The organism is Nostoc sp., assembly GCF_036916735.1.
Taxonomy (GTDB): domain Bacteria; phylum Cyanobacteriota; class Cyanobacteriia; order Cyanobacteriales; family Nostocaceae; genus Nostoc.
In genome coordinates, this window is record NZ_JBALFV010000122.1 from 12,716 (window position 1) to 37,714 (window position 24,999).

21 protein-coding genes, 2 pseudogenes and 1 riboswitch are annotated in these 24,999 nt (G+C 42.3%); of the genes and pseudogenes, 17 read left to right on the plus strand and 6 right to left on the minus strand.

Annotated features, from left to right (window positions below; all coding sequences use genetic code 11):
- Positions 1-113 precede the first annotated feature (113 nt).
- Positions 114-303, plus strand: a pseudogene (locus V7L20_RS30725) (IS4 family transposase); the annotation flags it as partial.
- A gap of 52 nt (positions 304-355) precedes the next feature.
- Here the strand turns inward: V7L20_RS30725 and V7L20_RS30730 are convergent.
- Positions 356-613 carry a hypothetical protein gene (locus V7L20_RS30730; RefSeq protein WP_334747706.1) on the minus strand — a complete coding sequence of 86 codons (258 nt, stop codon included), beginning with the start codon at positions 611-613 and terminating at the stop codon, positions 356-358.
- 165 nt (positions 614-778) lie between these two features.
- Between V7L20_RS30730 and V7L20_RS30735 the strand changes: the two genes are divergently transcribed.
- From V7L20_RS30735 to V7L20_RS30755, 5 genes are all read left to right on the plus strand, one after another.
- Positions 779-1,195, plus strand: coding sequence for a hypothetical protein (locus tag V7L20_RS30735; protein WP_334747707.1), 417 nt, complete (start codon positions 779-781; stop codon positions 1,193-1,195).
- A gap of 762 nt (positions 1,196-1,957) precedes the next feature.
- Positions 1,958-2,983 carry a helix-turn-helix transcriptional regulator gene (locus V7L20_RS30740; RefSeq protein WP_334747708.1) on the plus strand — a complete coding sequence of 342 codons (1,026 nt, stop codon included), beginning with the start codon at positions 1,958-1,960 and terminating at the stop codon, positions 2,981-2,983.
- Between the two features lie 106 nt (positions 2,984-3,089).
- Entirely contained in the window at positions 3,090-5,864 is a 2,775-nt protein-coding gene (locus V7L20_RS30745) for a TonB-dependent receptor (protein ID WP_334747709.1), read from the plus strand.
- A gap of 233 nt (positions 5,865-6,097) precedes the next feature.
- Positions 6,098-6,358: a hypothetical protein gene (locus V7L20_RS30750; RefSeq protein WP_334747710.1), complete on the plus strand. Its 261-nt coding sequence runs from the start codon at positions 6,098-6,100 to the stop codon at positions 6,356-6,358.
- Between the two features lie 168 nt (positions 6,359-6,526).
- On the plus strand, positions 6,527-6,847 hold the full coding sequence (locus tag V7L20_RS30755) for a hypothetical protein (RefSeq protein WP_334747711.1): 321 nt from the start codon (positions 6,527-6,529) through the stop codon (positions 6,845-6,847).
- Positions 6,848-6,949: 102 nt separating this feature from the next.
- On the opposite strand, the gene V7L20_RS30760 is transcribed toward V7L20_RS30755, so the two are convergent.
- Entirely contained in the window at positions 6,950-10,294 is a 3,345-nt protein-coding gene (locus V7L20_RS30760; protein ID WP_334747712.1) for a M10 family metallopeptidase C-terminal domain-containing protein, read from the minus strand.
- Positions 10,295-10,989: 695 nt separating this feature from the next.
- Between V7L20_RS30760 and V7L20_RS30765 the strand changes: the two are divergent.
- Positions 10,990-11,184, plus strand: a pseudogene (locus V7L20_RS30765) (transposase family protein); the annotation flags it as partial.
- Positions 11,166-12,419: a TonB-dependent siderophore receptor gene (locus V7L20_RS30770; protein ID WP_334747713.1), complete on the plus strand. Its 1,254-nt coding sequence runs from the start codon at positions 11,166-11,168 to the stop codon at positions 12,417-12,419. The pseudogene V7L20_RS30765 and the gene V7L20_RS30770, both read left to right, overlap by 19 nt.
- Positions 12,420-12,744: 325 nt before the next feature.
- On the opposite strand, the gene V7L20_RS30775 is transcribed toward V7L20_RS30770, so the two are convergent.
- The gene (locus V7L20_RS30775; RefSeq protein ID WP_334747714.1) at positions 12,745-13,380 is read right to left on the minus strand and encodes a hypothetical protein; all 636 of its coding nucleotides are present in this window, start codon (positions 13,378-13,380) and stop codon (positions 12,745-12,747) included.
- Positions 13,381-13,574: 194 nt separating this feature from the next.
- Here V7L20_RS30775 and V7L20_RS30780 point away from each other — a divergent pair, with 194 nt between their 5' ends.
- The 5 genes from V7L20_RS30780 to V7L20_RS30800 all read left to right on the plus strand — a co-directional run bounded on the left by V7L20_RS30780 (position 13,575) and on the right by V7L20_RS30800 (position 16,276).
- Positions 13,575-13,961, plus strand: a complete 387-nt coding sequence (locus V7L20_RS30780) for a hypothetical protein (protein ID WP_334747715.1) — start codon at positions 13,575-13,577, stop codon at positions 13,959-13,961.
- Positions 13,962-14,126: 165 nt separating this feature from the next.
- Positions 14,127-14,345: a hypothetical protein gene (locus tag V7L20_RS30785; RefSeq protein ID WP_334747716.1), complete on the plus strand. Its 219-nt coding sequence runs from the start codon at positions 14,127-14,129 to the stop codon at positions 14,343-14,345.
- A 10-nt stretch (positions 14,346-14,355) separates the two neighbouring features.
- Entirely contained in the window at positions 14,356-15,879 is a 1,524-nt protein-coding gene (locus V7L20_RS30790; RefSeq protein WP_334747717.1) for a TonB-dependent siderophore receptor, read from the plus strand.
- Positions 15,867-16,013 carry a hypothetical protein gene (locus tag V7L20_RS30795; protein ID WP_334747726.1) on the plus strand — a complete coding sequence of 49 codons (147 nt, stop codon included), beginning with the start codon at positions 15,867-15,869 and terminating at the stop codon, positions 16,011-16,013. The genes V7L20_RS30790 and V7L20_RS30795 overlap by 13 nt, the downstream gene beginning before the upstream one ends.
- Before the next feature lie 131 nt (positions 16,014-16,144).
- Positions 16,145-16,276 carry a hypothetical protein gene (locus V7L20_RS30800; protein ID WP_334747718.1) on the plus strand — a complete coding sequence of 44 codons (132 nt, stop codon included), beginning with the start codon at positions 16,145-16,147 and terminating at the stop codon, positions 16,274-16,276.
- Positions 16,277-16,365: 89 nt separating this feature from the next.
- Here the strand turns inward: V7L20_RS30800 and V7L20_RS30805 are convergent, their stop codons facing one another.
- Positions 16,366-17,238: a (2Fe-2S) ferredoxin domain-containing protein gene (locus V7L20_RS30805; protein WP_334747719.1), complete on the minus strand. Its 873-nt coding sequence runs from the start codon at positions 17,236-17,238 to the stop codon at positions 16,366-16,368.
- Between the two features lie 98 nt (positions 17,239-17,336).
- The gene (locus V7L20_RS30810; protein ID WP_334747724.1) at positions 17,337-19,382 is read right to left on the minus strand and encodes a TonB-dependent receptor plug domain-containing protein; all 2,046 of its coding nucleotides are present in this window, start codon (positions 19,380-19,382) and stop codon (positions 17,337-17,339) included.
- 403 nt (positions 19,383-19,785) lie between these two features.
- Positions 19,786-19,936: riboswitch (cobalamin riboswitch) on the minus strand.
- Positions 19,937-20,059: 123 nt separating this feature from the next.
- Here V7L20_RS30810 and V7L20_RS30815 point away from each other — a divergent pair.
- The 4 genes from V7L20_RS30815 (at position 20,060) to V7L20_RS30830 (ending at position 24,309) form a co-directional block, all read left to right on the plus strand.
- Entirely contained in the window at positions 20,060-20,539 is a 480-nt protein-coding gene (locus V7L20_RS30815; protein ID WP_334747720.1) for a hypothetical protein, read from the plus strand.
- A gap of 442 nt (positions 20,540-20,981) precedes the next feature.
- Positions 20,982-21,197 (plus strand): Plug domain-containing protein, encoded by a 216-nt coding sequence (locus V7L20_RS30820; protein ID WP_334747725.1) that lies wholly within the window; start codon positions 20,982-20,984, stop codon positions 21,195-21,197.
- Positions 21,198-21,394: 197 nt separating this feature from the next.
- Complete coding sequence (locus V7L20_RS30825) at positions 21,395-22,396, plus strand: helix-turn-helix transcriptional regulator (RefSeq protein WP_334747721.1); 1,002 nt, start codon at positions 21,395-21,397, stop codon at positions 22,394-22,396.
- A gap of 113 nt (positions 22,397-22,509) precedes the next feature.
- The gene (locus V7L20_RS30830) at positions 22,510-24,309 is read left to right on the plus strand and encodes a TonB-dependent receptor plug domain-containing protein (protein WP_334747722.1); all 1,800 of its coding nucleotides are present in this window, start codon (positions 22,510-22,512) and stop codon (positions 24,307-24,309) included.
- Here the strand turns inward: V7L20_RS30830 and V7L20_RS30835 are convergent.
- A protein-coding gene (locus tag V7L20_RS30835; RefSeq protein WP_334747723.1) for an IS1 family transposase occupies positions 24,243-24,961 on the minus strand; the annotation gives its coding sequence in 2 pieces (ribosomal slippage) (positions 24,243-24,640 and positions 24,640-24,961; 720 coding nt in all). The two genes, V7L20_RS30830 and V7L20_RS30835, sit on opposite strands and share 67 nt — an antisense overlap.
- Between the last annotated feature and the right edge of the window lie 38 nt (positions 24,962-24,999).

Below are 24,999 nucleotides of genomic sequence, written 5' to 3' on the forward strand. Positions count from 1 at the left end.
GTCTTCTCCCAAGGGGAGACGCCAAGGGCGATGGGGGTTTCCCCCATGAGCGACTGCCGTCACAAAGGAAAAAAGAAAATTTGGCGCAGCCTCACAAAGAAATGGTATTAAATTTTCCTCAACACAATCCTGACTCCGGCATTATCGATCTTAAGGCTTACTATCGTGGGTTTCGATATGTTCCTGAAATGTTAAAAATGCGAGACTGAAATCCCTGAGCCTATTTTATTAACCCAGATTTTTGCCAGGCTTACTTTTTTAGGTCGTATTCATCCCGTTTCTACGAGCGTTGAACCCTCGTAAATTAGCGAAGATATTAATAAATCAACTAAATTAAATATAAAATGCTCAGATGCTAGATCCCCAACTTTTTAAAAAAGTTGGGGATCTGAGTATTCAGATCTTTAAACACTCGTGCCAAGAGAAGACTTTTGTGTTTTGTGCAGCCAAAAGCAACTTCTGTCGTCTTGGAAGTAACTTCTGCCGTGACGTTTCCGTGTTTCGCGCAGCCAAAAGTAACTTCTGTTGTCCCGGAAGTAACTTCTGCCGTGACGTTTCCGTGTTTCGCGCAGCCAAAAGCAACTTCTGTCGTCCCAGAAGTAACTTCTGCCATGACGTTTCCCTGTTTCGCGCAGCCAAGAGCAACTTCTGCCTTGACATTTGTTTCACAAGGCTAAGGGTTATTTTTTTGACAAAAATCAATAATTTTACGTATGACAATTTGGGAAACAATTGTCCACTATAGAGTTATGAGAAGTTTAAACAATGAGTATCAATTATGGCAAGACAAAAACGCAATTCAGGTGTTCTCAATAAGGCTCAAATGCGTCTAGCCTGTGTTAAATCCATTAGTCCAACGCTAGATGTCGGAGTAGGTTTAACAGTTAAAGATTATACTGATAGAATTGCAGACCTCAGTCAATCTCTAGAAACCTACAATACTATCCTCTCTACTATTGATGTCTTATCAACTCAGATCACTGAAAAAGAAAAAGATTTAGCAGACTACTCTCAGCAAATTTTGCTTGGCGTTGCTTATAAGTTTGGTAACAATAGCCATGAATATCAAATGGCTGGAGGGACTCGTAAAAGCGATGTCTCCGAGCGGCTACGCCAACGCAAGCGTACTGCGCGTCAAACTAATATCGATCATACTCCGTACTCAGCCGCTCCTGATCGTCAAACTGATTCGTAGTGACAATTTGATGTGTGTATTGAGCCGCAGTAATTACTAAATGCGATAAATACGATCGCCATACAGTTTTGATGTTTTATGCCTAGTATGCAAAATACTGTCGACGATATATTTAAACTTAACTATTCAGAGTTAGTAGGGTGCGTCAGTACAAATAATTGTTTAGATTCTTAAGGGTGACTCTTTCTTGACACACCCTACAGTAAGTACTCCGTCATCTGCGTAGGCGTAGCCCGTCGTAGACATCGCTTTTCTTTAGAGGCTGTTTAAAAAGGGTCTTTCTATATCATGTTGAATTTTGCTATATAAAGTGAAACATCTGGTGTATGCGACGTAAAACCTAGCCGGATTTACACCGGACTTTCCCCCTTGCGGCTGATATCATGTCCGCTTAATTAGTTATAATTTTCGCATCTGTGCAAAAAGCATGAAACCTTCTTTGCCCCTGCTCCCTGCCCCCTGCCCTCTGCGGTCTAGATGATAAGTCTTTAACCAGACACGATATGATGGCTGCTCCCTATCAAAACCGACCTCTGCATTAAAGCATATTTTGAAGCGTGATATCTGCAAAAGCAACAAATTTTTAACAAGTGTACCGCTTATACGGGTTGATAGAGTTACAGGCCAAGCAAGCATTGATAGCGATCGCCCTTGCCTTTGATACTCCAGTCAGGCGATTCTATAAAGATAGAAATTATTCTCATCTAAAAATCATGCAGCAGATGAGATTGAGAATCTACCTAACTAAACCCAACTCTCACCATGACCCTCACCATTTCAGGAACTTCTTACTTAGAAGAATTGTTAGAGACAAAACATACCAAACGCCCTTTCGATCCATTCGATCCGTTAGATGTGCTTTGGCAGTATCCTTCCCGACTGGGCAATGGGCAGTGCCGAATCATCCAACTGCGAGAAGGGTTGGGAATCATGATTAGTAACATCCAGTTCCATGACGATTTGATTGCCAGAGTTACAGAGCCAGAGCATGGTTTAGAATTTACCTTCTTCCTTTCAGGAACGAAAGAACTGCGAAGCACCCATGAGGAGCGTTTCACGATCGCAGGGGCTGGACAATACTTTGCTGGACAATACTTCTTTTCTGGCAGCGGGACAGCACCCCAAGAGATTTGTGAGCGGTCAGCAAAACACTACTGTCAAGGGGTTAATATCGAAATCGACCCAAAGTTATTTTGCTCCTTCACTGGAGATCCATTCGGAGAACTACAACTGAGTCTAAAGCATCTAATTCGACAGACAACTCAGGAATATTACGCCCGTGCTGGAACAATTACTCCGGCGATGCAAATTCCCTTACGGCAGATTCTCCACTGTCCCTACCAGGGCTTAAACAAGCGGCTGTATCTGGAGAGCAAAGTGCTGGAGTTAATGGCGCTGGTCATTGAGCAGGAACTTGAAATCAGGAATAGCAACGAGAATGCTCACTCCTTGAAGCCAGATGTAGCAGACAGAATTTACCGTGCTAGAGAATTGCTGCTGCAACGATTGGATAATCCTCCAACCTTAATGGAATTGGCTCAACAGGTGGAATTAAATAGCCGCACACTTAAAGAAGGATTTCGTCAAGTGTTTGGCAAACCTGCGTTTAGTTACCTGCATGACTATCGGCTAGAACAAGCGCGTCAACTTTTGGAAGCCAAAGAGATGAAAGTGACTGAAGTGGCTAATGCCGTGGGGTTTGGTAACAGCTATTTTGCCAAAGCCTTTAGCAAGAAATTTGGTCTGACTCCCAAACTCTATCAAAAGCAATGGAAAAAGTTCCTCTAGTGCTAAAAAAAAGTTCTTCTAGCTGCAAAAAGCACTTTCTGTGATTTCAGCTCACCTGTATTCTCTATTTATTGAGAAGAATTCTTGTTGGGTGTGTGGAGTCATAATGAATCAGTTGCAGTGGCTAGGTTTGGTGGCTAGTTATTTGCTGGTGTTGGGCATTGGGCCTGTTTGGGCCCAAGGAAAAGGAGTACAAAATTGGGAAAATTTAGCGACATCGGCTCAAAGGGTGGGCGATCGAGGCGATGCCTATGGTGGGCTGCGCCTATACAAACTCCTGAAAAAAGAGGTGAATTATAATATAGCTACCCAAGACAAAGTAGGATCGAGAAAGCAAACCCAAAGCAGGATTCAACAACTGAGTGAACTTGAGCGTCCTAGCACTAGCGCCCAAATGCTCGTACAGTCGCCAACACCAAGTAACCCCTCAAAACTTGGGGGTGAAGTTATACCAATAACGTCCGTGAAAGCTAATCCTACTTCTAAAGGTGTAGAGGTAATTTTAGAGACACCTATTGGTACTCAACTACAAGTAACAAATCGCAGTACGGGTAATAACTTTATTGTAGATGTAGCTGGTGGGCAGTTACGTTTACCTTCAGGTGAAGCTTTTACATTCCGTTCTCAAAAACCAACTGAGGGAATTACTGAAATAACAGCACAGAATATTGACGCAAATACTGTGCGAGTGACGGTAGTGGGTGTTGCAATTTTACCAACCGTTGAGTTATACGATGATGATGCAGGGCTAGTTTTTGCAGTAGCAACTACAGCAACGGCAACACAGCCGCTGCAAGCACAGCCACCGGAAAACCAGACACAACCAACTCAACCATCAACTGGTGATGAACCGATTGAGTTAGTCGTGACAGGCGAGCAAGATGGATACCGTGTGCCTGATGCCTCAAGTGCAACTAAAACTGATACCCCGCTACGCGACATTCCCCAATCAATCCAAGTAGTACCCCAGCAAGTGCTGGAAGACCAGCAAGTAACGACCCTAAGTGAAGCCTTGAGAAACGTACCGGGTGTGGCACAGGGAACTTCTCAACCAACCCGTGGGCAGTTTGCAGTACCTGCGATCCGAGGCTTTAGTGCTAACAACGATATCTTGAGGAATGGGTTGAGAGACCCTTTTAACTATTCTGCTGGTTTTAATGTCGCTAACATTGAGCGGATTGACGTACTCAAGGGTCCCGCCTCTGTTCTGTATGGTCAAGGGTCGCTCGGCGGGGTGATCAATCTGGTGACTAAACAACCCCTGCGCGATCCGTTCTACTCAGTAGAGTTCTCTGCGGGAAGCTACGATTTTTATCGCGGTGCGGTTGACCTGAGTGGTCCACTTAATGACAGCAAAACCGTGTTGTATCGGCTAAATCTGGCGGCTCTGACCACAGAAAGCTTCGTTGACTTTTATGATGAGCAGCAATACTTTGTTGCCCCTGTCCTCACCTGGCAGATTGGCGATCGCACCAAATTGACTCTAGAGGCTGAGTATTTCGCTCGACCAAAATCAAATGGTCAGCAAGGATTTCCCGCTGCGGGCGCTGTGTTGCCCAATCCCAATGGCAGGATACCGCGCAACCGCAACCTTGTCAAACCGGATGACTTTGACAATTCCTATGCCATTCGAGTTGGCTACGATCTGGAACATCGGTTTAGCGAGAACTGGCAAATCCGCAACGCCTTTAAATTTTCGCAGGTCGATCGTATCGGGAGATTGACTGCCAACGCTGCATTAGCAGCAGACTATCGTACTTTAAGTAGAACCTTTGCCACGCTTGATGACAGTTTCAATCGATTCTTCAACGTTGACACTTACGTTGTCGGTCAATTTTCTACAGGCAGCATTCGGCATCAACTTGTCACGGGGTTTAATCTCACTAGACAGGAAGGCGGGTTCTTTAATACTTCATACCGAGCCGCTCCCATTGACCTATTCAACCCAGTATACGGTCGCCCTATTGGTGCTTTTACCAACAGCACTGATAGTTACAGCAAAACAGATGCACTGGGTATTTATGTTCAAGATCAGGTGACGCTAGCTGACAATTTGAAACTGCTCCTCGGTGGGCGGTTTGATACCTTCAACAGTAGCTCCCGAACCCAAACATTGAACAGCGCCAATATCCGAGGCAATACAGCACCAGAAGTCTCTGACAATGCCTTTAGTCCCCGTGTAGGCATTGTCTATCAGCCGATTACGCCAATTTCGCTCTATGTCAACTATAGTCGAGCATTTGTCCCAGCCACCGGAGCTACCTTTGAAGGCAGTGCCTTTCAACCGGAACGGGGCACTCAGTACGAAGTCGGGGTGAAGGCGGACTTGAATGATCGGCTCTCCACGACGCTTGCCTTCTTTGACCTGACGCGCTCGAATGTCTTGACAACTGATAATAGACCTGGGATACCATCAGGTTTTTCCATCCAAACGGGGGAACAACGTAGTCGGGGCATTGAACTGAGTCTAGCCGGAGAAATCTTGCCGGGATGGAACATTATTGCAGGCTATTCCTACACCGACGCACGCACCACACAAGACAACACGATTCCTGTGGATAATCGCTTGAACAATGTCCCCAAAAACGCCTTTAATCTGTGGACGAGCTATGAAATTCAGCAAGGTGCGTTGCAAGGCTTGGGGTTTGGCTTAGGATTCTTCTTTGTGGGAGAGAGGTTTGGGGATTTAGCCAACACATTTCGATTGCCTAGCTATGTTACAACTGATGCTGCCATCTTCTACAAACGCGACCGATTCCGCGCTGCACTGAATGTCAAGAACTTGTTTGATGTTGACTATTTTGCGTCGGCAGTGAACAGCGTAAATGTTTACCCTGGTGAGCCATTGACGGTGCAGGGAACGATTCGGTGGGAGTTTTAAAAAAGAGTAATGATTTTGGCATCGAGTGAGTGCATAGTATCTCCATCAGAAAATCGCCCAATGAACACTAAGCGAGTTTAGCATGGTTCTTTGGTTGCCTGGAGCGATCGCCCTTGCCTTTGATACTCCAGTCAGCAATTCTAAAAGATACAATTATTCTCATCTAAGCAAATCATGCAGCAGATGAGATTGAGAATCTACCTAACTAAACCCAACTATTTGTTGGCAGTTTTGTGTTGGCTTGCATGGCGATCGCCTTTTTCTTCCTCAGCTTGAGAATACATGTTAATGGTAAAGCGATCGCCCTCAGTTTCTCAAAAAAAGTCGTACTTACAGTGGCGTTCGTCGTACTCCTACGGAGAAGCAAGCTACGCGTTAGCGTCTTTGTTCGCGCAGCGTCTCCGATAGGAGAAGGAGAAGACGTTGCCGTTGGCGAAGCCTCTCGTTCGCGTAGCGTCTCCCCTTGGGAGAAGAGAAGGCATCGCTACACCTAGATTCGTCTTTGTCCAGCACAGTTTATAATTTACTTATTGAGAATATTTATTAGCTTTTCTCACAAGTCAAATTTGTTGATGATATATATTGATGGAAACTCTGACATTTAAAGAATATAATAACCTATTTCGAGAAGGTCAGCAGGTACTACTTACGCTACTCCTCCATTGCGCTTATCACTCCAAGGCACTCGCCATCATTTAAATAACTTTATTCCCGAATTGTTAGCCGCAGCTTCCACAAAACGTCAGCAAATTTATCGTACTTTACTAAAAGTTATTGCCCACAAGCCTGTCAGCGCTCGCCCCACAAGAAGTGAACCACGAGTTCGTAAACGTCGCTCGAAAGCTTTCAGCTATATCCCTATTATCTGCCTGGGATTCAAGATTGCTAATACAGAAAATTCAAGAGTTTTACAGATTTTTATCGAACTGAAGAAGGCTGAATTCAGCAAAGTTGAGCCAATACCTATAACTGAATCTCAATGACCAAAAAATCCGGTTTTCCAACCTCACGTTTTATTACTGAATCTATGTTATAGGTGGTGAGCAATACTTGCTCACCACCTGATATTTCCTACACACTATTTATTAGATATAAGTGAAATAAGATGAACTCAAACTCAGATTAGATATATCTGATATAATACCAACTAGCTCATTGGTTTGGTCAGTTGTTTTCAAGAATATCCCTGTATCTTGCTTAGTTGCATCACCAAAAGAAATTGATTCTTTGTCAAGAACATAAGAATTTTTTAAGGTGTTCGAGAGCCGAATCGTGTCTTGAGTGGTGTCGAAGTCAGTAATAAGTGCGAAATCATTCAAACCGCTAGTTGAAGCATTGCCATCATTGTAAAGGGAAACTGAGCGGGGAATAGGAGTGTTAAGACGCCGAGCCAAAACAAAAGTATCTGAATCACTACCGCCTGTCAGAGTATCAACTTCCCCTACTCCAAGATATGATGTTCCAATTAATAAATCCTTGCCAAGTCCACCAGCTAAACTGTCATTGCCAAGTCCACCAGCTAAACTGTCATTGCCAAGTCCACCAGCTAAACTGTCATTGCCAAGTTCTCCATAAAGGATATCGTTATCTTGTCCACCAATCAAGTTATCATCTTTTTGTCCTCCTATGAGAGTATCATTTCCTATTCCTCCATCAAGGGTAACCGACCCCAGATTGAAGGTAACGGCACTAAACTTGTCATCTTTGTCACTTCCAGTGAGATCAGCCTGCTCGATACTAAAGAGATGATCGAAAACGTTGCTGTGGTCATCACTGAGAGATGCATTATTTAGACTAAAAGACCCTCCAGATTCTTTGACGGTATCAATCCCGCCTCCCCCATCAAGAGTATTAGAGCCAGTTCCTCCAATCAAAATATCATTATGACTTGCTCCGACAAGGGTATCATTGCCAGCACCACCATTAAGAGTGACAGACCCGATAGTAGATAAAACGACGTTAATCTGGTTATCTCCATTGCCTCCAGTTAGATTAGCCTGCTCAATATTAGTGAGATTATCAGACCCACCATTAAAGATCAGAGTAGAGTCAATTAAGAAAAAATCACTATCTTCAGATTCTTGAACGGTATCAATGCCGAGTCCCCCGGTCAAAAAGTTAGTTCCTTTCTCACCCGTAAGGGTAACTTGCCCAAGGAAACCAGTGGCATCTATAACATTATTACTATTGCCACCGATTAACTGCACCTTTTCAACATTGGTGAGATGATCGTAACCTGTAATGTTAGATTGAAGGGTTGCATTGGTAGATGTTTGGCTGGTCAAGAAGAAATTAGTATCAGCATTTTCGCTGAGGGTGTCAGTCCCGCCGCCACCATCGATAATGTCGTCGCCGGAGTCACTTGTTATGAAGTCGTCCTTACTACCCCCAAGCAGGGTATCATTTCCACCTCTTCCATCAATCGTGACATTGCCACTAAATTTGGAAGCATCAATTTTATTGTTGCTATTGCCACCGATTAATTTAGCTTGCTCGATACTGGTAAGGAAATCTATATTATCAGAATTGCTAGCTGCGCTTTTGAGCAAAAAGGCACTGTTGATATCACCAACAAGTGTCATGTTGTCATCTCTTACTTCTTGAACGGTATCAATGCCGATTCCTCCATTGAGGATATCACTCCCTCCTTCACCTGCAAGGAAATCATTATCAGCATTCCCGTTAATGACATTACTAGTATCATTGCCGACAAGGGTATCATTGCCAGCACCACCATTAAGAGTGACAGACCCGATAGTAGATAAAACGACGTTAATCTGGTTATCTCCATTGCCTCCAGTTAGATTAGCCTGCTCAATATTAGTGAGATTATCAGACCCACCATTAAAGATCAGAGTAGAGTCAATTAAGAAAAAATCACTATCTTCAGATTCTTGAACGGTATCAATGCCGAGTCCCCCGGTCAAAAAGTTAGTTCCTTTCTCACCCGTAAGGGTAACTTGCCCAAGGAAACCAGTGGCATCTATAACATTATTACTATTGCCACCGATTAACTGCACCTTTTCAACATTGGTGAGATGATCGTAACCTGTAATGTTAGATTGAAGGGTTGCATTGGTAGATGTTTGGCTGGTCAAGAAGAAATTAGTATCAGCATTTTCGCTGAGGGTGTCAGTCCCGCCGCCACCATCGATAATGTCGTCGCCGGAGTCACTTGTTATGAAGTCGTCCTTACTACCCCCAAGCAGGGTATCATTTCCACCTCTTCCATCAATCGTGACATTGCCACTAAATTTGGAAGCATCAATTTTATTGTTGCTATTGCCACCGATTAATTTAGCTTGCTCGATACTGATAAGGAAATCTATATTGTCAGAATTGCTAGCTGCGCTTTTGAACAAAAAGGCACTGTTGATATCACCAACAAGTGTCATGTTGTCATCTCTTACTTCTTGAACGGTATCAATACCGATTCCTCCATTGAGGATATCATTTCCTCCTTTACCTTCAAGGAAATCATTGCCAGCATTCCCATCAATGACATTACTCGTATCATTGCCGAAGAGCGTATCATTTCCTAAACCACCTTTGGCATTTTCAATAATTGTATTAAAGGCGATTGCCAAATTATTAGTGGCTCTTATATTGCTGCCATCTGCTTTTGAACCAATGGAACTGAAGTGACCGTTATACAAATCGATTTTAGCATCAAGGGTTTGTTTACTGGCATCGATAGTGTCTATACCGCCAGCATCCCAGATGGTTTGCACATAAGCCTTATTAGAAGCCCAATCGAAAACGTAGGTGTCATTCCCTGTGGAGTTAGCCATGTTAGCACCATAAAGACGCTGAATGGCTGCGATGTCGTAGAGTTGCGGAGCTGAAGGAATAGCATTGCTGCCATTGTAATGAGTCCCAGAAATCTTTCCACCCCCTAAATCAACACCATTGTAGGACATGACAGTGTACTGCCAGTTATCCTGATTAGCGGGCAAGTAAGGGGGAGATGTTCCTCCCCCACTAGCATTATAGTTGCCAGGATGTTTGAGTCCTAGTGCATGACCAATTTCATGGATTAAGGTCTTAAAGGTTGAATTCCCCTCAATCGGTTGTTCCCATCCAGCAGGTAAAATCAACGGATTATTGTTAAGCCGAACATCCACTGGATTAGAGCCAATATTTTTTTGTCCTAATGTACTACCCGATTCTTTTTCTCCTAAATTTGCTGCTGCAAAGCGAATTTGGCCACCATCACCATCAGCAACCTGATCAAATTTGATGTTGGCAATATTTTCGTATAAATGTAAGATTCGTAGAGTAGCGTTTATTTGATCGGTATTAAATGAAGTCAAGCCAAGCTTAGAAGAAGATTGCCTAAAGCTGAAAGTAATGTGAATTTTCTGATCGCTACCAATATTCGTCCAATGAAGATGGTTGGGAAGAAGTAATGCGTCAATGTAATCAGTCATGGTATTCTCCTTGATGTCATTTCAAAGCTGGCGTTCTCGCTATATTCGTAAACTTTATTGTCCATCCCATTCCAACCAGTAATAATCTACTTGTGTATATAGGCATCCTGATGGATAATGCAGAGGTTTGCCGAGGCATACTTCTGCAAATTAAATGAAGGATCGCTACTTTCCAGCAGTGCTTTTTGGGGATAAATTGCTGCTATGTTTTGACTAACTTAGTAGGCGATCGCATTATTAAGTAAGCTCAGTGCTTCTGTAATCATTTGTTGGATTTTCACGATGATTTAGTCCCCTATATAGTGGTAATTTGCTTTGTATAGTGGACGTATTAGCGCGTGTCTGCAAAACTCAGCCCTCATTGTCTTATTGGTATACAAAAATATACTTATAAGACAGTCAAGGCTTGTGCTTAATGTCACGATCATTATATTAACCTCTTTACAGAAACCACCACTGAATAAAGTCACAAGTTTAGCCATGACTAAAGTCACTGTTTCAGAGGGTGTTTGAAAAGTTTTATTTTAGTGAGTCAAAAATTAAGCCAGTCGCATAAGCAGGGCAAACACATCTAAATATAGTACATAAATACTAGCAAATAGATAAAGGCAGCGTTCGCTGATGGTATGGAGGTTGAGCAATGAAGCTTTGATGGTAAAGTCATTGTAAAAGTAGGAATATTGCCCAAGGAAGGCGTGAAGCTCAAGCCCAAAATTACCATTGCTGACTTCTTTGCACAAATGTCAGACCCACGAATAGATCGCACAAAACGACACAAGTTAATTGATATTTTGACTATTGCGATTTGTGCAGTAATCTGTGGAGCAGATAGCTGGGTGGCGATTGAATTATATGGCTGTACGAAGTATGAGTGGTTGAAAACGTTTTTGGGCGTTATCTTGTTGCTCCTGTTTTAAGCTGGCAGATTAGCGATCGCACAAAGCTTACCTTGGAAGCCGAATATTTATATGCAGCCCAACCATTCGACCAAGGTATCCCAGCAGTGGGAAGCGTATTGCCCAATCCCAATGGCAAGATTTCTCGCAGTCGCTATGTTGGTGAACCTTCAGACGCAGATATTCGTCAAGCGTATCGTATTGGTTATAACTTAGAGCATAGCTTTAGCAAGAACTGGGAAGTGCGTAGTGCTTTCCAGGGGCATTTTTTCCTCAGAAATACTCCCAGGCACGTCTATAGTGTTGGGGTGTTAGATGACCGTACCATAAGTAGAACTTTTCAGGCAGCAAACGACTATTACAATGTCTACAACTTAGACAACTATATTGTTGGTAGATTTGCCACAGGTGGTATTCAACATCAACTAGTGACTGGTTTCAATATATCTAGGACGGAAACTTTGTTCTCTAGTTTTACTCGGTCGACTGCTCCACTCGACTTGTTCAATCCTGTGTATGGTCAACCTTTGGGATCGCCCACCGATCCGAGGAAAGATTTAACCACACAAGACCAATTGGGCATCTATATTCAAGACCAAATCACCCTTGCAGAGAACCTCAAACTGCTTCTGGGCGGGCGCTTTGATATTGCAAGCCAAAAGGGTGAAGATTTTATTGCATCGACGAGCAGTTTTCAACAAGACGAAGCCTTCAGCCCGCGAGTTGGTATTGTCTATCAACCCATAAAACCAATTTCACTCTACGCTAGCTATAGCCGTGGGTTTGAACAAGACATCGGCAGATCATTTGATAACACGGTATTTCAGCCGGAACGTACCACTCAGTACGAGGTAGGTGTCAAAGCAGATTTGAGTGAGCGACTGTCTGCAACGCTAGCGTTTTATGACCTGACACGATCAAACGTTGAAACTACTGATCCCAGAAATCCTGACTTTTCTATTCAAACAGGCGAACAGAACAGTCAAGGGATTGAGTTGGATGTGTCGGGTGAAATCTTGCCGGGATGGAACATTTTTGCTGGCTACGCTTACACAAACGCAACAATCACGAAAGATAATACGTTTGCCGTTGGCAACCGCTTGAATAATGTCCCCGAACATAGCTTGAATTTATGGACAACCTATGAAATTCAATCCGGCAATTTCAAGTGGTTAGGGTTGAGCTTGGGATTATTCTACATCGGCGATGCCTGCGGCGAGCTGCGCTAACGCCAGGGAGACTTAGACAACACGTTTACTGTACCAAGTTATGTACGCACGGATGCTGCTATCTTCTACAATCAGGGAGGTTTTCGAGCCGCACTCAATGTCAGGAATCTGTTTGACGTTGACTATTTTGAAAGTTCCCAGAACCAGACGCGTGTATTCCCAGGCGATCCGTTGACTGTCGTAGGGTCGATTTCCTGGGAGTTTTAACTTGCTGACTTTGTTATACCAATTTAATTAATGATTGCAACACATCCAAAGGGTAAAGACGCGATGAATCGCGTCTCTACAAATGGTCTATTTGTCGCATTCTTTTTTCAAATTGGTATTACTTATCACTTTTCAAACAACCTCTTAGCTCGACTTTATCCAAAATTACAGCTATTTTCAGGTAAATAGACCACGCGGTAGGGGCGCAAGGCCTTGCGCCCCTATAACAGATGTGGTTTAAATACTTGAATTCTGCTGTAAGAACTCGGTTTTCTTTATCTGGCAAAAACCCTAGCTTTTTGGCAAATACTTTTTTTACGTTACAGATTACCGATGAAGTAGTCTCCCTCGTGACGGTAGCGGTCTTTCTCGCGACAGTAGCAGTCTTTCTCGCGACGGTAGCAGTCTTTCTCGCGACGGTAGCAGTCTTTCTCGCGACGGTAGCGGTCTTTCTCACAACAGTAGCAGTCTTCCTCGTAACAGTAGTAGTCTTTCTCGCAACGGTAGCGGTCTCCTTCATGACGGTAGCGGTCTCCCTCGCGACAGTAGCGGTCTTTCTTGCAACAGTAGTGGTCTTTCTCGCGACAGTAGCGGTCTTTCTCGCGACAGTAGCGGTCTTTCTGGTAACAATAGGGGAAAAATCAATACACCTATAAGCAAAAGTTACTTTTGCGCTCTTGTGGCTAAAGAAGTGCATCTTTATTTTTCCCCTTACCCTTTTCCCGATTTCTGCAAGAAGTCTAATAATGCCCAATGCCCCAAGTCAGGGGGCAGCTATCCTTCTCTACCCACAAGGAAATAAAGTTTTTTGCCGACTTTCTATAAAATACCGAAAAACTACTGGTATTACTTGAAAATTTTATCAGAAAAAATTGTGAATTTTGCTGAACCTCTATGCTGGTTAATTAAGGCAAGCTAGCTCTAGAAGCATCTTAAAAAAACAAATTTATGGCTCGTCAAAAAAGAACATCCCGCATCTTAGAAAAAGCTCAGATTAGGTCTGCTGGTCTGAAATCGATTGTTCCAGATATCAAATTTGATGAGGATTATAGTCTAGAAAAACTGATTGCGTCAATTGACCAGTTACGTAACAAGATTGATGTTTATAATACTGCTCTGTCTGTGGTTGATTCTTCTAAAACTGAAATTGAAGAGATGGAAAAAAACTTGAGTCAGCTTTGTGAGAAGATGTTAATGGTAGTTGCTATCAAGTACGGCAAAGATAGCTGCGAATATGAAATGGCGGGTGGTGTTCGCAATAGCGATCGCATCAGGAAAATCAGAGCTAGCCGCTTAAAATCTGTTGCAGAAAAAGCATCTGATGAGAATGCTTAAGCTGTCTAGGTTCTGGCAACTTAATTACATTTATACATTTACTGTCTAACTGCTCAGGGACACTGACAAAAGCACAGACGCTTCCTCAGCTTATCAATAGACATCACTTTACACCCACTTTATGAGAAACTATTGCAAATATTGCAATTATCGCTCAGTTCCAAAATGACCATCTTCATTTCACGGAATTACTTCTGGGAAATCTTTTTTGAAGATGAACCAAGCAAGCAACGCTACGACCCCTCAGATGAGTTTGACATGATTTGGCAATATCCATCTCAGTTTGGTAAAGGATATTGCCGAGAGATTGAATTGCGAGAGGGATTAGGGTTACTCATTAGTAATTATCAACTGCGCGATCGCATCACTCAAAAACTGATGTAGGCGTTGCCTTTTGGGGGCCGACAAAACGATTCGCTACCGTTTGAATGCAGCATATCAAAACTCTGGTAGCTTTGTGGATTTTGTGAAAACAAAGCAAGTGTTTGTAGCGCCAGTCATTAGTTTTGATTTTGGTAAGAATACAAGCCTAACATTAGAAGCTGAGTATCTCAATACCTCCAAAGTATCGTACTCAGGTATTCCTGCCGATGGCTCAGTTTTTGATAGCCCTTTAGGACGAGTCCCCCGCTCCCGGTATGTCGATGACCCAGATTTGAAACTAGAACGTGATGTTGTTGTACTCGGCTATCGCTTTCAACACAAATTTAGTGATAACTGGTCAATCCGCAATGGATTCAGAGCTGAACTTGAAGATTATCAGGAGGCTTTTGACTATAATTTAGGACTGCAAGCAGACAATCGGACATTGGATCGTGAGGCTAGATTTGATAAAGCTAAGTCACGGAATTATTATTTGCAAACTGATGTTCTTGGAACTATCCAGACTGGCATAGTTAAGCACGATTTACTCTTCGGCTTGGATTTAAGTAGGATTAATTTCACCCGCAAGATATTCTCTTCAACACCCGCCTTGCCATCCATCGATTTTTTCAACCCAAATTATGACCAACCTTCACTTCAATTTAATACAATAGTTCAAGACCAAGAATTTCCTCAAAATTTAATTGGTGTCTATGCCCAGGATTTGATCTCAATTGGAGATCAGTTCAAGATTTTGCTAGGTGGTCGCTTTGATTTTGCACAAGCCTCTTATGAGGATGCAGTAGCTGGTATCTCAAACGATCAAGAAGATACTGCCTTTAGCCCTCGCATTGGCATTGTTTACCAACCCATTCAACCAGTCTCTTTATACGCCAGCTATAGTCGTTCATTTCAACCCTCTATCGCTTTCTACAGAAATGCTGACGATACTCCATTCGAGCCAACTACAGGCGAACAATTTGAAGTTGGCGTCAAGAGTGAATTTTTGGATGGCAAACTTGCAGCAACACTGGCGGCTTACCAACTTACCAAGCAAAATCTTGTTGTTAGCGATCCAGTGAATCCGCTAAATAGCCTCCAGGTGGGCGAACAACGCTCTCGTGGCATTGAGTTTGATGTCGCTGGAGAAATCTTGCCCGGATGGAAAATCATCGCTAGTTATACTTATATCGATCCGGAAATTACTGAAGATACCAGACCAGAGTACAAGGGGAATGAACCAAGTAATGTTGCCCGAAACAGTGCTTCTTTATGGACAACCTATGAAATCCAAGCTGGAGGTTTGAAAGGTTTTGGATTAGGCGGGGGATTATTTTTCGTGGGCGATCGCCAGGGAGACTTGGAGAATACATTCACTTTGCCCAGTTATGTGCGAACCGATGCACTGATTTATTACCGCCGTGACAACTGGCGAGTCGGGCTGAATATTAAGAACTTGTTTGATGTGAATTATTTTGAAAGTGCCTATGGTAGGAGCACTGTGTTTCCTGGCGCGCCGTTTACAGTACTAGGGACAGTTTCGTGGCAGTTTTAATAATCATTGTATCTACTGTTGCCCTTGTAGGAATTTCGGATCGGCGAAAGGCTTGTACCAATGGTTTAGGTAGGGCTAACCCAGAGGTTTCGAGCGAAATACAGACGGGGGCGATCGCGTCAAACAAGATTTAGTAAGCAGTGGTGTTCAATAACTTTATTTACTTTCACTAAATGTTCATTCGGAATTTGAGTGGAGGCTTTGCACGCTAAAATCATAGGGGCAGTTATGCTTAAAAGCTAATGAATATCAATTAGGAATAAATATGACTCAAGTACTGCCAAAACAAAAACTATTAACCATTCAAGAATTTTTGGAGCAAAAGCCAGAAGGAAAACGACCGAATCGTTTCTCGCTGTTTCTCCGAACTGAAACTTACCGCACAGCAGATTTTTGATTCAGCCCTGTAGCTGTTACACATAGAATTTCTATTTAATTTCTGCGAAGCTAAGTACAACTCAAAGAGGTGATGGTGTAAGTCCTAATTTAAACAGACTCTGGTGGATATATATTTTCAGATACTTTATTGCCTTTCACCAAATGTTCATTAACGATAGTTTCAGCAGCATTTGGATTAACACGAGTGTACCAAGTCCTATCATCTGAATAAAATACTACTGGTCCTAATTGGCAAACTTCCAAACAGCCAGATGTTCTTACTTCTATATCTACACCTGCTTTTTCAACTGCTGATTTTAAAGTATCAAATGTGGGTTGCCATTTGCGTGACGGAAGACAGCGAGTAGAAGTACAAACGGAAATATAAGAATGTTTTAATGGGTTTTTGTTAAAAGGCATTGGTTTGTTACCCAATATATAAATCTCTCGTAGTTCTTCATAAAGAGCTAACTTTGATAAATTAGGCTTGCCTTCTGGTAATAAATTCTCACCTTCTACATACGGATTTGGCAAGAAAATAGTCATGAGGTTTTCATCTGCACCATTCCAAAAATCAATACCCCAACTTCTAGGGATACCTTCTGCATTAAACCGTCGATAAAATGCAGCGCGACTTACTTGACGTTGTTGCCTTAATTCCAAAGGAGTCTTACAATGAGGCCCACCTAAATTAGCCTCTATACATAGGTGCAAATGCCAGCCTTCTGTGACTACTGTGAGATATCCATCATAGAGAATACAAATTTTAGGTGGAGCATTAAATTCTAATTCTAATACACCACCTTGGACAATATGCCCTACCCCTACCTGTTGCCAATTTTGCTGAAATAAGGTGTAGAGTAGTGACGATAAAACATCGGTACTCGAATCAAAATATTCATACTCAATAGACCCCCCCGTAGATAAAACCTCACTCACAACCTTATTTACTGGAGTTACCCAACAATTAAACTTTGTCATTTAATACTCTCCTCTGCGTCTCTGTCTTGAAAAGTTTGAGCGGAGGTTTCCTCCGCTCAAACTTTTCGCTGCGTCTGTGCGTAAAAAAACTCCTTCCCTTAAAACGTAGAACTTAACCCAACCTGAAAAACCCTCCCCCCATCAGGATAACCTGGAAACAACTGATAACGCTGGTCAAAGAGATTATCTACACTACCTGTAAGTATTAAGTTATCACTTAGAGGTAGGCGCATTTTGAAATCAAAAGTAGTGTACCCAGGTAAGGATTCTGTATTGGTGTTGTTGATTGGATACGTACCCAAAGAATGCATCAGTATTCCAGCATATAAACCTTGAGAAGTTTCATAAGAAAGTCCTGCATTTAAACTGTCTGCACCTGCAAATCGTAATTCTTTATCAACTTCAGCAGAATTTGTACTTTTTAAAATCTGCGGCTCGTTTGCTGTATAACCAACAAAGGCGTAGATATTATTCGCTAGCTGTAAATTTAAAACTGCTTCAATTCCTGTAGTGCGAACCTTACCAATATTTTCGTAAGTAGCTACGGGAACGGCAAAGTTATAAGCGATTAAATCTGATATTGTATTGTTGAAATAGGTCAAACGTAATAGACCAAAATCGCCTAGCTTCTGGTCAATTCCGATATCATGACTATCACCTTTCTCTGGACGGAGGTTAGGATTACCAACGTAACTACCACCATTTGCATATAAGTTGAAAAGATTCGGCGCACGGAAATTATTGATATAGTTAGCTCTCAGGGTGGTAGAGTCCGTAAGTGCAAATTTTGCTCCGACACTTGGTGATGTAAAAGAGCCATTTGTCAAGCTACTAAAATCCTGGCGTAAACCTAAATTGGCAGTGAAACTAGGGGTGAAATTAATTTCATATCTAGCAAATAGCGCTCCTTGACTAATATTATCGTCGTAAGTGACTGTTTTTGTATCAACAGAAAAGTCGAATGTACTATTAGTAGCTGAGACATTGCGGTAATCAAAGCCATAAACTAGAGTTTGATTATTAGTAAATTTCCAACTGTGTTGTGCTTGCAATCCATAAGAAGCTTGCCTGTTATCATATCGTGCTTGGGATGAATTGCGACTATCAAAACGAGTGTTAAGGAAATCTGCATACACTTTGGCTGTTAGCAGCGAATCATTCCCATTTCCTAATTTTGAGTTCCAGGTTAAATCGGTGAGAACTTGGTCTGTGTATTTGCGATCGCTCTCCGTCAACAAGTTAAAATAGCCTTGACCGTACAATGGTTCGGGAATGGGGACTCCTCCTGGTACTCCTTGGTCTTTGCCTAAGTACAAAGTTGAGAGAGTTAGCGTATTACGAGAACTTAAATTCGTCTCCAATTTGACATTAAAGTTGTTGTAGAGAACATCATTATTTTCCCTGGTTCCCTGAAAGTTAGCTTCTGGGATGGAAAAAGGATAATTATTTTCAGCTTGGGTACGGTTATAACCTACAACCCAACCAATATCTCCTATTTTTCCGCTACTATTGATAGTCTGCTGATTTAACCCATACGCACCAAAATTAACACCTGCTTGTGTTGTCACTTTTTCTCTAGGACGACGAGTGATAATGTTAATTACTCCTCCAATTGCATCCGAACCGTAGAGGGTAGAACCACCACCTGGTAATACTTCGACTCTTTCAACAATATTGGTAGTAAATTCTGAAAGGTCAAAACCACCAGAACCAAGTTCGTTAATTGGTCTACCATCAAGCAAAATCAATACTTGTGCAGAGTTAGAACCTCGGATAAATTGACCGCTTAAGGCATTCACTTCTGTGCCAACTGTTCCATCAGGTAAGATACCAGGTAGGAATTTTAGCGCTTCTGTGACTGTTTTAGCGCCCTGCGCTTCCATCTCTTCACCCGTAATTACGTAAACCGGACGGGTGGAATCTCTCACTGTCCCTTCGCGGCGAAAGGGTGAGTAAACAGGTTCATTGAGTAGTTTGTCGATGACTGTTAGTTCAATGGGGGGTTCTTTTTCTTCTGTAGAGGCTGGGGTATTTTCAGGTGTTACTTGTACAACTGGTTGTAAGTCTCTTGCAGTACCTTCATGCTGGGGAAATTCAGATATTTGTGAAATTTGATTAGCGTAGGCGTAGCCCGCCGTAAGCATCGCTACGTATCCTCCACACACCATCCCATAGATTCCAGAAAAGACAAAGATTTTTGAGAAAAATTCACAATAAGTAACTACACGGGAAGTGGACATAAAACTCCTCGTTTTCAGTAAATGCAGATATTGATTTGTGCTATTGAGTTTTGAGATTTAGGCTTGAACTAGCTTGCTGCAAGGCATATCATGCCTAAATTATTCTCGATACTATTTGGATAACAAAAAAACTCTGTGGTATTCCTTATGGATACCCAAATTCCTATTAGGACAATCCAAAATTGAGTGTCGTTACTAACAGCGAAGATAGTTAGTAAAACTTACAGAGGGTACTGGATTAAATCGATATTTGTACTTATGAAATACTTTAACTATATGTATCATCTGTACCTCGCAGATAAGTGTTTTGTGTCTAGAGTGAGTCGGCGGGCATTCTGACTTAGAGACACTTTATCTTCGTCTCATTACAGCTGCGGGACAGCGCCGGATTTACACCGAACTTTCCCCCTTGCGCCTGATGGCTGCTTCCCATCAGAACCGATAGTTATGTGTCACATTACCATAATTAGTGTCTGTGTGCAAATTCAGTTGCTAACAATTTTGATAAATATTCCAATTCTCGAAATTATTGTAAAATTTTTGATAATAAATATTATTAACAATACGATTAATCGCCAGCTATGACCATTACCCTCACGCAGAAAGAGAATTGGGAACTTTGGGCAGAAGCTGAAATGAACAGCTTGCAAAATCCAGAGCCTGATGAATTTATTTGTCAAGTGCCAAGACTTCTCGGCAAGGGGTATGCGCGAAATATTCATGGCTATAACGTACCGAATGCGAGTATAGCAACAAAGACGGATACACCCTTACGCGATATCCCCCAATCAATTCAAGTAGTGCCGCAAGAGGTACTGCGCGATCGCAATGTGAGAACGTTTTATGTTGGCGATCGCCAAGGTGATTTAGATAATTCGCTTATACTACCGAGCTATTTACGTACCGATGCGGCGATTTATTATCGTAGAAATGGTTTTAACGCAGCTATTAATATTCGTAATTTGTTCGACAAGACCTACTATGAATATTCTTACGGAAGACTCTATAACCAATTGGGCAATCCCTTTACAATACTTGGCTCAGTCAGTTGGGAGTTTTAATTAGCTCGCTTTGTTGCTCATAACTTATGGTGATCGCTGAAATTAAATAAGGCAAAATTCAATCCTTGGTGGCCTAGTTATTGCGGTAGCAGTAAAACTAGCTGCGGTAAGGACGAGTAGTATCATCTTGTCACTAACGGCGATCGCTTGCTCATCAAGCGGATATATCAAGCAAGAGAAATTTTACTCTCCCGCCTAGAAAATCCACTATCATTATTAGAATTAGCAAAACAAGTAGCAGTAAGCGATGTCTTCGACAAGCCGCTTCGCGTCTACGCACTCTCCAACGTGGTTTTCAGCAACTTTTTGGTAATACCGTATTTGGTTACTTGACAGATGAGACGCATGGAACGAGCAGAACGCTGGCTTAGAGAAGGTGATCGTACAGTGCTATAAGTGTCTATTATGACTGGTTACTTCAATCCTACACCCCCTGCGTGATATTCCCGCTTCGATTCAGGTGATTCCTCAACAAGTGCTTGAAGATCAGGGAGTGACTACCCTGCGAGATGCTGTACAAAAGAACGCTTCGGGTGTTGTAGTACAGTACGACAATGGTGGAGCAGGAGCATTTAACATTCGAGGATTTACTCAAAACTTCAACTTCAGAAATGGCTTTCCAGACAGAGGTAAGACTAGCTGCGGTAAGGATGAATAGTATCAATTATTGTCAATAACTTACGGCGATCGCTATTTTTTGAGCAAGCGATGCTCATTTTTTTGAATGCCAATTTTTTCAACGCAGATGTATATACTGGTATAAAATTTAACGCTTACAGATGAGAAATAATCTAGCTTGTGTAGGGTTAAGAGAATAGTGATAATTAATCTCAATAAGTTCTAGTTTGATTAATCATGACTATCATTATTTCAGCACAAACTCACCAGGAACTTTTTGCAGAAGTTAACGAAACCCAACAAAGTAATGACCCCGATGATGAGTTAGATGTTACCTGGAAGTGTCCCCAAGCATTGGGAGAAGGACATTATCGACGAGTTGAATTGCGACAAAACTTGCTGTTGGAGATTGAGAACTACCAACGCCATGACAATCTAATAATACAAGGCATTGACCGTCCACATCCTCTAGAGTTTTGGTTTATGCTTTCAGGACAGTGGAGGGAAAGCTCTGTTTGGGCAGTTAATCAGACGGAACCTGGACAGTACGGTTTTTTCGGCAGTGGCATGGCTGTTAAAGGAGAAGATAAGTTTTCACAAGGACGACAACTGTTGGTGGGTGTGCATTTGCAACCAGAATTATTGCAGTCCTTCATCGGCAATTCTTCTGGAGAACTACCAAAACCATTACAACATTTAGTGCGTCAGCCAGAACAACCTTACCACTTTCGCTCCCACCTCATGACTCCGATGATGAAATATAATGTGCAGCATATCTTGCATTGTCCGTACCAGGGTATTATCAAGCGCACGTATCTGGAAGGCAAAGTGCTGGAACTCTTAGCACTACTGCTGGAGCAAGAAACAGAAATTAATCTGGCAAGCCGGACACACAAGCCGTTAAAGTCGGGAACATTAGAGCGGGTTCTTTATGCCAGAGATTTGTTATTGCAACGGCTGGACAATCCACCTTCGACCGCAGAACTAGCACGCTTAGTCAAACTCAATGAATATGCACTCAAGCGCGGGTTTCTACTGGTATTCGGCAAGCCCTTGTTTGCATATCTCCACGATTATCGCTTAGAACAGGCGCGTCAATTGCTAGAAACTGGGGAAATGAAGGTGAGTGAAGTTGCCCACAAAATTGGCTTTGCCAGTCGGAATCACTTTGCTGCTGCTTTTAGGAAGAAATTTGGTGTCAACCCTAAAGAATACTCAATGCAACGCAAACACTTCTGATAGCAACCAAAAAAAACTCCCGCTAGCGACCAAAACAGCTTTCTCATGGCATTAGATTAGTGATAGTCTTTGTTGATAAGAATTTCTGTTTGAGTTTGGTGTGGGGATAACAAGTGAAACAAAAGCAGTTAGTAAAGATTTTCTTACTGACGATTTCCGTTTGGCTTTGGGGTGCAATCAGTGCAGCTGCTACTGAAGTACCTAAGCAAGAGGGAGAGAGTAAATCTGTGGCATCGGTACTAGGCAATTCCCGGTCAATTAGAGAGATTCGCCAACTCAGTGATCTAGAGCGTCCCAGCACTAACGCAACCATGCTAGTGCACTCGCCAACACCTATAACTCAAGTTGTACCAATTACAGGAGTTAAAGCCAATTCTACACAGAAAGGTGTGGAGATAATTTTAGAGACACCTCAAGGTAGTCAACTGGAAGTCACAAATCGCAGTGTTGGCAATAATTTTATTGCAGATGTCTCTGGCGGGCAATTGCGTTTACTGTCGGGTGAGGCTTTTACATTTTATTCAGAAAAACCAATTGCGGAAATTGCTGAAATAACAGTAACGAATGTTGACGCAAATACTGTACGAGTGACAGTAGTAGGTGAAAAGGCTTTGCCCACGGTTGAGTTATTTGATGATGATGCAGGGCTAGTTTTTGGGGTAGCATCACAGGCAATGGCGATTTCTCCACCGCAACAACCCCAAACGCCTGCTAGTGAAACACCACAAGAGGAACCAGCAGCGCAGCAGGATCAGCCGATTGAATTGGTGGTGACGGGTGAGCAGGATGGCTATAATGTGGCAAATGCGACAACAGCCACAAAAACTGACACCCCGCTACGGGATATTCCCCAATCGATTCAAGTTGTACCCCGGCAGGTGCTGGAAGATCGTAATGTGAGAACTTTAAACGAGTCAGTGGAAATGGTCAGTGGCGTTTCAAATAGTGGAGACTTGAACGGTGCGACTGGCGGAGGCAGATCCATCAGAGGATTTGCTTCGGAAACAAATTTACGCAATGGCTTTTCAGAAGGAAGCGCTTCTTTCGACAACCTCTTGGAACCAGTTGGAACCATTGAGCAAGTGGAAGTTCTCAAAGGACCCGCCTCGGTTCTCTTTGGTGCTCTAGAGCCTGGTGGAATTGTCAACATTGTCACCAAACAACCCTTGAGTGAACCCTATTACAAGCTCGAATTTGAGGCAGGAAATTATGGCTTTTATCAGCCCCTGATTGATTTCTCAGGTCCGTTAACTGCCGATAAAACTGTGCTTTACCGCTTGATCGCCAGCTATCAGGGTGCAAACGGTTTTCAAGATTTTGTCAACACTCAACTGACCACCCTTGCACCCTCAATCACAGTGAACTTGGGTGATCGGACAAGCCTGAATCTGTACTATGAATACACTCGCTTCTTTGCAAATCCTCCTAGAAGTTTTGTTCCGCTCTTGAGCGATGGTAGCTTGCCACCCAAGAGCTTCTACGCCACCTATCCTGATTTATACTTTAACAATATCACGACGCAAAAATTTGGCTACACGCTAAAGCATGAATTTAGCGACAACTGGCAGCTTCGGAATAATGTTGCTGTAGTTCTTAATAGTAATACCCGAAACGAAGCTCTTCCTAGCGCAATAGTGGATGATCGCTTCCTAACGGGCTATTTTGCTGCTGAGGGTGACATTAAACTTGAAAACTATTTTGGACAAATCGACGTGCTGGGGAAATTCAATACCGGATCGATTTCACACCAAGCTTTAGTGGGCTTTGATATAAACCGCTTTTTCACGGATGTTGTATACATTGGTTCTAGTATTAATAATTTGGCGTTGCTGAATCAAAGTATGAATCATGCGATCGCCTCAAGCTTGCGGGCGCTTTGCGCCCGCAGCGCCACTGAGCCATACTTCAGATAATGTATTACTAATCTAATTGAATATTTAAGCATTTCTTCGGTTTTTGAATAACAAAAAGTTTTACGATGTAGTCGAGCTAGATAATGTCTTAAACGACTATTCTCTCCCTCGACTCTTGTCATATATGTTTTACTAACTATGTGGTCTTCATTACTGATAAAACAAGGATAAACAGGATAGCCGTCAGTAACGTAAAAATAAGACTGCCAACATCTTATTATCAACCATAGATGTTTAAAAGTTTCTGAACTTCTATCACCTAAAACCCAAGCTATAATTCCTGGAACACTATGATTTACCGATGTCCACAACCAAATTTTGTTTTTTTTGACCCAACAAAGGTTTCAAGTTCATCAACTTCTGTAACTTCTGGTATTTCATTTCTATAAGGTGTATCTGGTAAAGTAGTACCTATTTGTCTCACCCAATTTATAACAGTAGTATGATGTACTTTTTTAACTCTTTCTATTGCGCGAAACCCAGAACCATTAACATACATTTCTAAGCATTCACTTTTTATATCTTCTGTGTATCCTTTTTGATCATAAGATTCGATAAATTGACGTTTACAATCAACACAAATGTAATTTTGTTTACCACGCTGCCACCCATTCTTCCGAATATGAGTTGATTCACACCTTGGACATTTCATAGCGATCGCCCTAATTCATATTTCTATTCTGCAACGCC

What these genes read in the sequence shown, in the direction of transcription:
- V7L20_RS30730 (WP_334747706.1), bottom strand. Translation starts at nt 613, where the DNA reads ATGGCAGAAGTTACTTCTGGGACGACAGAAGTTGCTTTTGGCTGCGCG.
- V7L20_RS30810 (WP_334747724.1), bottom strand. Translation starts at nt 19,382, where the DNA reads ATGCTTACGGCGGGCTACGCCTACGCTAATCAAATTTCACAAATATCT.
- V7L20_RS30780 (WP_334747715.1), top strand. Translation starts at nt 13,575, where the DNA reads ATGGCTCGTCAAAAAAGAACATCCCGCATCTTAGAAAAAGCTCAGATT.
- V7L20_RS30825 (WP_334747721.1), top strand. Translation starts at nt 21,395, where the DNA reads ATGACTATCATTATTTCAGCACAAACTCACCAGGAACTTTTTGCAGAA.
- V7L20_RS30785 (WP_334747716.1), top strand. Translation starts at nt 14,127, where the DNA reads ATGACCATCTTCATTTCACGGAATTACTTCTGGGAAATCTTTTTTGAA.
- V7L20_RS30800 (WP_334747718.1), top strand. Translation starts at nt 16,145, where the DNA reads ATGACTCAAGTACTGCCAAAACAAAAACTATTAACCATTCAAGAATTT.
- V7L20_RS30745 (WP_334747709.1), top strand. Translation starts at nt 3,090, where the DNA reads ATGAATCAGTTGCAGTGGCTAGGTTTGGTGGCTAGTTATTTGCTGGTG.
- V7L20_RS30735 (WP_334747707.1), top strand. Translation starts at nt 779, where the DNA reads ATGGCAAGACAAAAACGCAATTCAGGTGTTCTCAATAAGGCTCAAATG.
- V7L20_RS30760 (WP_334747712.1), bottom strand. Translation starts at nt 10,294, where the DNA reads ATGACTGATTACATTGACGCATTACTTCTTCCCAACCATCTTCATTGG.
- V7L20_RS30805 (WP_334747719.1), bottom strand. Translation starts at nt 17,238, where the DNA reads ATGACAAAGTTTAATTGTTGGGTAACTCCAGTAAATAAGGTTGTGAGT.
- V7L20_RS30740 (WP_334747708.1), top strand. Translation starts at nt 1,958, where the DNA reads ATGACCCTCACCATTTCAGGAACTTCTTACTTAGAAGAATTGTTAGAG.
- V7L20_RS30815 (WP_334747720.1), top strand. Translation starts at nt 20,060, where the DNA reads ATGACCATTACCCTCACGCAGAAAGAGAATTGGGAACTTTGGGCAGAA.